Raw genomic sequence first — 10,072 nt, 5'->3', positions numbered from 1 at the left:
TGCACGTCATCGATTCCCAGGAGAAGTTCAAGCTGGCCAACCGGGTGACGCAAGGCGCGGAGAAATGGATAGATGTCCGCCGCTGGGCCACGACGCGGGCCTGCCTGGCCTGCCTGCGCGCGCAGGGGTTCCGCATCGCGGCCATGTGCATGGAGGATGCCCAGCCGATTGCCGATTACGGCGTTGACGCGCCCACGGCCCTTGTTTTTGGCGGCGAACGCGACGGTGTGACGGCCGAAGTGCTTGCGCAGGCCGATGTGCGCCTGGTAATCCCCATGCCCGGGTTTACGCGCAGCTTCAATATCTCCGTGGCGGCCGGGATAGCGCTGTATCAGGCGCGTCAGGCGCGCCTGCGCGTGCTGGGCCGTTGCGGCGACCTTGACGAAGCCCAGCGGGAGGCGCTGGTGGCGGCATACTGCCTGCGCGGCGTCGAACATGCGAAGCATCTGTTGACTGCCGCACACCGGGGCAACCCGTGCGGCGGCGGGGGAGAGAAATGGCGGCCCTTGACCCGGCCCGGGGCCCGCCTCGGCGCTTAGTCCTCGATATCCATGAGGCTGAAGGACATGACGGCTTCCGCGCACAGGTCATTATCGACGTATGCGCGCGCCTTGGCGCGGCAGGCGTTGTGGCGGAAATGGAGCATCTCCGACTCGATGAAGAGCTGGTCGCCGGGGACGACCGTGCGCCGGAACTTGGCGTTGTCCACGCCCATGAAGAACGCCAGTTTCCCGTGAGGTTCGCCATCTTCGCCGAAGATGAGCACGGAACTGACTTGCGCCATCGCTTCCAGAATCAGGACGCCCGGCATGACCGGCGTGTCGGGCCAGTGGCCCTGAAAGAAGGGCTCATTGACGGTGACGTTCTTGATGCCCGTGACTTTCTTGAACGGCTCGAAGCTCAGGACGCGGTCCACGAGCAGGAACGGGTAGCGGTGGGGCAGGATCCGCATGATCTTGTTGACGTCCAGGGCCGGTTCGGAGCGCCGCGTGACGCGGTAGTCCTTCAGGTCCTTGAGGTGGCGCGCGGCGCCGTTGCCGTTGAGGTAGGCCTTGCGGATTTGCCGGGAAAACAGAACGTTCTTCTCGTGGCCGGCCTTGACGCCGACGATGTGCCCGCGCACGGGCCGCCCGAGCAGGTACATGTCGCCGAGCAGGTCGAGAATCTTGTGGCGGACGAATTCGTCCGCGAAACGCAGGTCCTCATTGAGGATGCTCTCGTCGCCGATGACGACGGCGCTCTCGAGGCTGCCGCCCTTGATCAGGCCTTTTTCCTGGAGCATCTTGACTTCGCGCAGGAAGCAGAACGTGCGGGCGGGGGCTATCTGTTCGCGGTAGGTGGTTTCGTCGATGTTGAACGAAGCGTATTGGGTCCCGATGGCCACGTGGTCGTAAGCGATGGTCATGGTCACCCGCAGGTCGTCCGACGGCAGCACGCTGAGGGTCACATCGTCCTGGCGGTAGTACACGGGCCGGTCCACGGTAATGTACAGCTTCTCGGCGTCCAGTTCGACGATGCCCGCTTTCAACAGGGTGGTCATCACGGGCAGGGCGCTGCCGTCGCCGTTGGGAACCTCGTCGCCGTCCAGTTCCACGACGAGGTTATCGACGCCGAGCCCGACCATGGCGGAGAGGGCGTGCTCGACGGTATGCACGTGGGCGTCGCCAATGCCGATGGTGGTGCCGCGGGACACGTCGATCACGTGGTCGATGTCCGCCGGGATCGGTGGGCTCCCGGGCAGGTCAACGCGCCGGAAGACGATGCCGCTGTTGGCGGGCGCGGGCAGGAACGTGACGGTCGTCAGGGTGCCCTGGTGCAAGCCTATGCCCGAGAAAGACACTTCATTGGCAATGGTCCGTTGTTTACTCATGGCTTCGTTGTTCCAACTCGTCCACGCGGCGTTCCACCTGGCGGAGGCGGCGCCCCATCTCGGGCAGGTGCGTCTGTGCCACCAGCACGCGCCGTTGTTGGTTATGGTCTATGGCGGGGAAACCCGACACGGTAGCTCCTGCGGGTATCGACCCGGTAACACCGGCGCGGGCGCCGATTCTGGCGCCATCGCCGATTTCGAGATGCCCTTTGATGCCGGCCTGTGCGCCAATCTGCACGTGATTGCCGATAATGGCGCTGCCGGCTATGCCCACCTTTCCGGCGATCACACAGTTTTCGCCTATCTCAACATTGTGACCAATCTGCACGAGATTGTCAATTTTCGTGCCCCGGCCGACACGCGTTTCCCCAAACGTGGCCCGGTCGATGGCCGTGTTGCTGCCTACCTCGACATCATCGCCCAGCACGACACACCCCACCTGCGGCACCTTGACCCATTGTCCCTCAGCCGCAACAAAACCGAACCCGTCGCTGCCTATGACCGCGTTTGCGTGCAGGATGCAGCGTTCGCCTATTTTACAGTATTCGCGTATCGTGACGTTAGGGTAAATTAATGTCTGCGCGCCGATCTCGGCACCCTGACCAATGTACACGCCTGCGTGTAACACGGCGCGCGCGCCGATATGGGCGCCGTCGCCGATGCGGACGAATGCGTCGATGGCTACATCGGGGCCGAGCGTTACGTCTTTTCCGATAACGGCGGCGGGGTGCACCCCTTCCAGGCGGGGGGCGAGGGGTTTGCCCAGACGCTGCAAGACTTGAAGGAACGCCAGTTCCGGCTGGGCCACGATAATCTGGGTGACCGCGCAGCCGGGCGTTTCTTCAGCGACCAGCACGGCGGAGGCCCGGGTCGTGGCGAGCAAGGGCAGGTACCGGGTTTCCCGCACGAAAGACAGCTCGCCCGGGCGAGCTTCGCGGAGGCCGTTCACGCCTGTCAGGACGAGGTCCGGGTCTCCGGCGACACGTCCGCCGACCCATTCGGCTATGTGGGCTGCGGTTGTCTCCACGAGTAAGATTCTTCCTCTCCCCTGTACTTCGAGAGGTCTGGCCGGCTGCTTATGTGAGTACGCCCCTCCTTCGGTCCAGAAGGGGCGCCATGCCGTTGCGGCGGCCATTTACGGTATCGGGTGTCGTTCCAGGTTACTTGTTGAGGCGAGCCTCCACCTTTGGGGTGATATCCAGGGTCTTGCTGAAGAACAAGACCCCGCCCCGGGGCGGATTGGGGGAATTTGCGTCGAGAATGAGGTGATAGTTCTCGCTGACGGCGATTTCTTCGATAACAGCCTTGATATCGGCGATTAAGCCCTCGACGACTTCTTTTTCCTTGCGGTCAATAGTCCGCTGGCGCTTGGCAAGTTCCGCGCGGAAATCGGCGGCGAGCCCTTCGATGCGCTCCTCGAGCGCGCGCCGTTCGTCGGCGGCCATATTGTCGACCTGCGCATCATACTGCGCTTTGAGCTTTTCGACCTCATCGGCGAGGGCGTCGATGCCCTTCTGCAGTTCGTCGACTTCTCTCTGGAGTTTCGCGTATTCGGCTTCACGCTTGTTGTAGGCGGTCAGGAGATAGCGGAAATCGACGATACCGATCTTGAAACCGCCGGATGCCGCGCCGGCATCCTGGGCATTCGCCACAGCCGGTGCGAACAATCCGGTCACTAATGCTGCCAGCAGTGCGAGATAGCAAGTTTTCGACACGGCCAATCATCCTTCTCTTGGGGCTATTGAAGGTAATAAAGCCCCCTTGCTTTCCTTAAGGCTTGGGAAGAAGCAGGTGAACGGCCGAAATTATAGCACTTTGCGTTCAAACCCTGCAAATTCCCGGCGCGGTCTAGAAGCGGAACCCGGTAGTCAGATGCAGGCGTCCGCTGCCCTGATCATCGTCGGGATTGATGGGAATGCCGTAGTCAAGCCGGAACGGCCCGAGCCGGGGCACATCCATTCCAATACCCAGGCCGGCGCTGTATTTGACGTCGCCGAAGCCAAAATCGCCCGCTTCCTCCCAGACGCCGCCCGAATCGACGAAGGCGTAGAGGCGCAGCAAATCGCTGACTTTGTACTTCACTTCGACGCTGGTCAACATGCGCAGCTCGCCGCCGATGGCGTATTCATCGCCCCACCAGAGATATCCGTGGGTCCGCGGGCCGATGTCACGGTTATCGTAGCCGCGCACGGTTGAACTGCCGCCCGCGAAATACCGGTCCTGGAGCGGCACATAGTCCGAACCGCCGTAGGGCGTGACCCACCCATGCCGCGAGCGCAGCGAGAGGACCCACTTGTTTTCTTCCGAGAGAGACCAGTACCAGGTCGAGTCCTGGTCCACCTTGACGAACTCATTGTCGCCGCCCAGGCCGGCAAGTTCCAGGGTAAAGATGTGGTCGGCGCCGCTGGTGGCGTCGCGCACGTTGTCGACGGTGTTGCGCTCGATGCTCCAGGCCGTGCTGATGGTCGTGCTGTCCCTGGAAATCTCGCGCAATTCGGGGTTGACCAGGAACTCGAAGGGCACGTCGGATATCTCCGTATCCTGGTACCGGAGACTCCAGCGCGTCGTCAGGAACGGCGAGAGCACCTTTCCGAAGCGGAGTTGGCCGCCCGCCTGGTCTTCACGGTAGCTTGTGCCGCTGTAGCGGTAGCTGTCGTCGTACACGTCGAACCCGAACGAGAGGGGATACCCCCAGATTTCGGGGTCGGTGAAACTGAGCGAATAGGTGTCGTGGCGGTCGCCGGTATTGAGGCGTAACGAAAGCTGCTGGCCGCCGCCTGAGAACTTGGGCCAGTTGGTGATATCGACATTCGTGAGCCGCAATTCGGCAAAGCCGCCGAACTTGTCTTCCGTGCTGTAGCCCGCGCCGAAATTGAAGGTGCCGGTGTCGCCTTCCTCGACATCGACCAGCAAGTTGGTCCACATATCGTCTTCCAGCACGTCGCTGAGCGTAATTCGGGTCGTGTCGAAGTAACGGGTATTGTCGAGGCGGCGCTGACTGAGCTGCACGGCGCTGCCGTCGAAGCGGTCGCCGGGCCGCAGCAGCATCTGCCGGCGGATCACTTCGTCTTTGGTGACTTCGTTGCCGGTGATGCGGATTTCACGAATGTATTTGAGGTCGCCCTCGCTGACCTGATGGACCACATGGGTGGTCTTGCTTTCCCGGTCCAGCGTGACCTGCGGCGTGACCTGGGCGTTGACATACCCGCTGTCCTGGTAGCCCTTGGCGACCAGTTCCGCGTCCGCGGTCACCTGACTCTTGTTGTGCACATCCCCTTCTTCCACCGCGATGAGTCCGCGGATTTCGTCCTCGTCGTAGACGATATTCTCGGCGATCTGGACGGTTTCCACGGTGTACTCGGGGCCTTCGGTCAGATAGACCGTGATGTGCATGCCCTTGCCGTTGTCGGAGAAGGTGATTTCCGTGCGCGGGATGGCGGCTTCGAGGCGGCCCTTGTCGCCGTAGGCGGCGAGAATCTCCTGCAGGTCCTGCTCGAACTTGTCCTCGTTGAAGCGGCCGCCGACGAACCAGATGGCCTTTCGGGTCTTCATGATTTTCTGCAGGCGGCGGGTGGCGAGGGTGTCGTTGCCGACAAAGCTGATGCTGCGGATGCGCGCTTTCCTGCCTTCATCGATATTGTACGTGACCCGCACGCGAGAGGGTCCGGCCTCCTCGGCCACGATGTCCACGGTGGCGTTCGCGAAGCCTTTGCTCGCATAGAGGTCGAGAATGGCCTCGCGTTCCTGTTCGTATCCGTCCGCCACGAAGGTATCGCCTTCGCGCCAGGAGAGCACCCCCCGGATGCGGCGCTCGCTCAGTTTCTTATTGCCGATAATGCGCACCTCGTCGATGGCGCGCTTCTCTTCGAGTTGATACGTGAGCGCGACCCCGGCGCCGTCCGGCTGGGCGTCCACCTTGATGTTGGCGAAATGGCCCAGTTCGTAGAGGCGGCGGATGTCGCGGGCCACGGCCCGGGGCTGATAGGGTTGGCCGGGTTGCACTTCGAGCTTGGCGCGCACGACCTGCTCGGCCACGCGTTCGAGCCCCTGAATATGGACCGCCGTAATCTGTGGGGGAGCGGGCGTCTGTTCTTGCGAAGAGACGCACCAACTGACAAGTGAGAAACCGATAGCGAGAGCCAAAGTTCTCAAGGGGCTACACCTTCCGCACTGCGCACGACGGGCTCGAAAACCAAGGCGTCCTCCGTATCGGAGGGCCGGATCTCGATGGCCGTCCCCGCTTCCAACCCGCCTTTCAACAACAACTCCGCCAAGGGGTCTTCCAACTGCTGCTGTACCGCGCGCCGCAACGGCCGCGCGCCGTACTCCTCGTTGCTCCCCACGCGGACGAGGTACTCCTTCGCCTCCTGAGTGAGGTTCAACAGCAAATCCTTCTCAGCAAGCCGTTCTACCACCTCGGCGACCTGGATGTCAACTATTTGGAGCATCTCCGTTGCCGTCAGGTGGTGGAAGACCAGCACTTCATCGACCCGGTTCAGGAATTCGGGATTGAACACTTTCTTGACTTCATCGAGGACCCGCTCGCGCATGCGGCCGTATTCCTCTTCGCCGCCTTCCCGCTGGAAACCGACGGTGGTGTGCTGCCGGATGCGCCGCGCGCCGATATTGCTGGTCATGACGACCACCGTATTGCGGAAATCGACCCGGCGGCCGGTGGCGTCGGTCATCTGACCCTCTTCCAGGACCTGGAGCAGCGTGTTGAACACGTCGGGATGCGCTTTTTCGATTTCGTCGAAGAGGACGACCGAATAGGGGCGTCGCCGGACCTGCTCCGTCAGTTGGCCGCCCTCGTTGTAGCCGATATACCCCGGCGGCGCGCCCGCAAGACGAGAGACCGCGAACCGTTCCATGTACTCGGACATGTCGATGGTGATGAGCGCGTCCTCGCTGCCGAAGAGGAACTTCGCCAGCATTTTCGCCAGGAAGGTCTTGCCCACGCCCGTCGGGCCGAGGAACAGGAACGAGCCGACGGGACGGTCGATCTTGCGGAGCCCCGCGCGCGAGCGCTGGATCGCGCGGGTGATGGCGTCGATGGCTTCGTTCTGGCCGACGACCGAACAGTGCAACTCTTCACGCATGCGCAAGAGCCGTTCGGATTCCTTTTCTTCCAGTTTGGTAAGGGGGATGCCGGTCCATTTCGAAACGATGTACGCGATATCTTCCGCCGTTACCACGTGTTCGGCGGAATCGCGGCGGCGCTCCCAGTCGCGTTTCCGGTCTTCGAGGCGGGCGATCAACTGGCGTTCCTGGTCGCGCAGTTTGGCCGCTTTCTCGTATTCCTGCCGGCGTATGGCCTGTTCCTTCTCGTGGGTGACTTCTTCGATTTGGCGCTCCATCTCTTTCAGTTCGGCGGGGCGCGTCGTAATCTGCAGGCGCGCGCGGCTGCCGGCCTCGTCGATAACGTCGACGGCCTTGTCGGGCAGAAACCGGTCCGTGATGTACTGATGCGACATGCGCGCCGCGGCCACGACGGCCTGGTCGTCGAACTTGACGCGGTGGTGCGCTTCGTACTTGTCGCGCAGCCCCTTGATAATCTCGATGGTCTGGTCGACCGTGGGCTGGTCCACGATGATGGTCTGAAAGCGGCGCGCCAGCGCCGCGTCTTTCTCGATGTGCTTGCGGTACTCGTCCATCGTGGTGGCGCCGATGCACTGGAGTTCGCCCCGCGCCAGGGACGGCTTGAGCATGTTTGCGGCGTCTACCGCCCCCTCGGCGGCGCCCGCGCCCACGATGGTGTGCAGTTCGTCGATGAAGAGGATGATGTTGTCCGCGCGGCGGATCTCCTTCATGACGGACTTGAGGCGTTCCTCGAACTGACCGCGGTACTTGGTGCCTGCGACGACGCCCGCGAGGTCGAGGGTGAGCACGCGGCGGCCCAGGAGCAGGTCGGGTACGTCCGCGTTGACGATGGCCTGGGCCAGCCCCTCGACGATGGCCGTCTTACCGACGCCGGCCTCGCCAATGAGCACGGGGTTGTTTTTCGTCCGGCGGCTGAGCACTTGGATGACGCGTTCTATCTCGGCTTCGCGGCCAATGACCGGGTCCAGCTTGCCCTCCCGCGCCAATTGGGTCAGGTCGCGCCCAAACGTATCCAGCGCGGGGGTCTGCGATTTCTTGCTGGTCTGGGCCTCGGGACCAGTGGACCGGCCCTGGTCGCCCAGGAGGCGGATGACTTCCGCCTGGATGCGGCCCAGGTCGACCTTCATGTCCTGGAGCACCTTCGCCGCGATGCCTTCGCCTTCCTTGAGGAGTCCGAGCAGGATGTGTTCCGTGCCGATGTAGCTGTGATTGAACCGGCGCGCTTCCTCGACCGCCAGTTCGAGGACTTTCTTGGCCCGCGGCGTAAATGCAATTTCGTCGCTCGATACGGTGGCGGAACCCGGTTGCACTTGCTGTTCGATTTCGAGGGCGAGCTGGTCGATGTCAATGCCCAGATTCTCAAGCGCCTTCGCGGCTATGCCCTCCGGCTCACGGCACAGGCCGAGCAGGATGTGTTCCGTGCGCACGTATTCACTGCCGAGCCGGGTGGCTTCTTCGCGCGCGGCGCTGACGACGTGTTTCGCGCGTTCCGTAAAACGTTCCCACATAAGGTGTTCCATCCTTTCGCCCACAGGGCACTGCTCGATGCCGGGCATGCCGCGTGCGCAAGTCCTTGCACTTGACCAAGGTGCTCGCGCCCCCGGAGCGCGTTACATCTGCCCGCCGTTCGTGGAACTTCCGTCACATGCGCGGTTTAGGGACGCGCCCTCAAGCCCCAAACCGGCTCCGAAACAGATTTGCACGTTCCACAGACAGGGTAAGTTCGTCGCAATCATGACCCGCCACGAGTTCCAGGTGAGCGCGTTGCGAACGCAGCAGCAGTTCATTCAGTTCTTGCACGGGCCGGTCCGCGAGACAGCCGGCGGCCACGCCGAGCCGTATCGAGGAGAGCAGGTCCATGGCCTCTGGAAACGACAGCAACCGGGCGCCGCCCGCGACGCCCAATGCGCGGCCCACGCGGTCTTCCACGTGCGGGAGACGTTCGCGGAGCAATTCCGTCCGAGCTGCATCTTCGGCGGCGAGAATTTCTTCCGCCACGTGGCGCAGATGGAAGGTAATTTCTTCTTCCGCCGCTCCCAGCGTGCCCTCGTTCACCAGGAGGAAGAGGTCGCCGAGCGCCTCGCGGGGATGCCCGCACGCTACGCCTTCCAGGGTACTGCAGAGAGATTCACTGAGCGCCGCGCGGATGCGCCGCAGTTCGCTCGTGCCGGATTTGCCGGCGCGGCGTCCCGGCAGGGACTCCTCGTAACCGGGCTTGACGCCGCAAAAGGCGAAATGGCTTCGCCGCGCGGTTGTGGCCGCGGTTTCGAGCCGGTCGGTTTCGCGCAGGCAGGGCAGATGCAACAACGTGCTCGCTTTGAGGCCCGTGCCCAGATGGGCCAGCACGGACGTCAGGTACCCCAGGCGCCTGTCAAACGCGAAATCAAGGGTGCCTGCGAGGGTATCGTCCATCAGATTGAGCCGCGCCCATGCTTCCTGGGGCTGCAGGCCGGAAACGGTTGCCCGCAGGCAGAGGTGTTCGGACGCGTTCACCATGATGCTGAAGCTCTGGTCCTCCGCAACGTATACGCCCCGCGCCGTGTTGCGCGGCAGCATCTGCGGCGTAATCAAATGGCGCTCAACCAGGAACCGGGACTCTTTCGGGGTCAGACGCGGCAGGGAATAGTACACGCCGCTGCTGAGCAGATTGAGACTGTCGAACACCGACAAGAGCCGCCGCTCCACGCTTTCCTTCTCGTCCAGCGAACAGCGGTCCGGAAATGGGAAATCGGCAAGGTTGCGGACGAGCGTGCATTGACATAAGACGGCGCTCTCCGCCCTCGGGCCGTTGTCTGAGCACCAGGATGGGGCCTTATCGACCGGGCTCTCCAACAGCATGGTTTAATCGGCTCCGGATTCCGAGACGTACAATCCCGTCTCGATACTGCGTATTTCGTCGCGCAATTGCGCGGCCTCTTCGTACTTCTCCGCGCCCAGCATCGTGCGCAAGAGCGAGCGTTTGGTCTGCAAGTCGGCGCGCAGCCGCGCGCGTGCGTCGTCCAGGTACGGCACTTTGCCGCGGTGGTGCAAGGACTGATGCAGCCCTTCGAGGATCGAGTCGATTTGCCGGCCGAATTGCGCATAACAGGTGGTGCATCCGAC

Annotated in this window: 8 protein-coding genes; 1 reads left to right on the top strand and 7 read right to left on the bottom strand. The window is 62.8% G+C overall.

Translation table 11 applies throughout. The features are described from left to right. Positions 1 to 539: hypothetical protein (locus tag KA184_13635; GenBank protein MBP8130615.1), on the top strand; the 539-nt coding region annotated here is incomplete at its 5' end. On the opposite strand, the gene KA184_13630 is transcribed toward KA184_13635, so the two are convergent. The 7 genes from KA184_13630 to KA184_13600 form a co-directional block, all read right to left on the bottom strand. Beyond that, positions 536 to 1,870 (bottom strand): bifunctional UDP-3-O-[3-hydroxymyristoyl] N-acetylglucosamine deacetylase/3-hydroxyacyl-ACP dehydratase, encoded by a 1,335-nt coding sequence (locus KA184_13630; GenBank protein MBP8130614.1) that lies wholly within the window; start codon positions 1,868 to 1,870, stop codon positions 536 to 538. The two genes, KA184_13635 and KA184_13630, sit on opposite strands and share 4 nt — an antisense overlap. Further along, positions 1,863 to 2,897, bottom strand: a complete 1,035-nt coding sequence (gene lpxD / locus KA184_13625; protein MBP8130613.1) for a UDP-3-O-(3-hydroxymyristoyl)glucosamine N-acyltransferase — start codon at positions 2,895 to 2,897, stop codon at positions 1,863 to 1,865. The genes KA184_13630 and lpxD overlap by 8 nt, the downstream gene beginning before the upstream one ends. A gap of 133 nt (positions 2,898 to 3,030) precedes the next feature. Continuing rightward, positions 3,031 to 3,591, bottom strand: coding sequence for an OmpH family outer membrane protein (locus KA184_13620; protein ID MBP8130612.1), 561 nt, complete (start codon positions 3,589 to 3,591; stop codon positions 3,031 to 3,033). 127 nt (positions 3,592 to 3,718) lie between these two features. Next, a complete protein-coding gene (gene bamA, locus KA184_13615) occupies positions 3,719 to 6,022 on the bottom strand; it encodes an outer membrane protein assembly factor BamA (protein ID MBP8130611.1) in 2,304 nt (767 codons plus the stop codon). Further along, entirely contained in the window at positions 6,019 to 8,478 is a 2,460-nt protein-coding gene (locus tag KA184_13610; GenBank protein MBP8130610.1) for an ATP-dependent Clp protease ATP-binding subunit, read from the bottom strand. The genes bamA and KA184_13610 overlap by 4 nt, the downstream gene beginning before the upstream one ends. A gap of 160 nt (positions 8,479 to 8,638) precedes the next feature. Continuing rightward, positions 8,639 to 9,808: a hypothetical protein gene (locus KA184_13605; protein ID MBP8130609.1), complete on the bottom strand. Its 1,170-nt coding sequence runs from the start codon at positions 9,806 to 9,808 to the stop codon at positions 8,639 to 8,641. A gap of 3 nt (positions 9,809 to 9,811) precedes the next feature. Then, on the bottom strand, positions 9,812 to 10,072 hold a 261-nt coding region (locus tag KA184_13600; GenBank protein ID MBP8130608.1), incomplete at its 5' end, for a UvrB/UvrC motif-containing protein.

It is taken from the genome of Candidatus Hydrogenedentota bacterium (assembly GCA_018005585.1).
Taxonomy (GTDB): Bacteria; Hydrogenedentota; Hydrogenedentia; order Hydrogenedentales; family JAGMZX01; genus JAGMZX01.
Note: the sequence above shows the minus strand (reverse complement) of the source record. Positions and strands in the feature narration are given on the sequence as shown.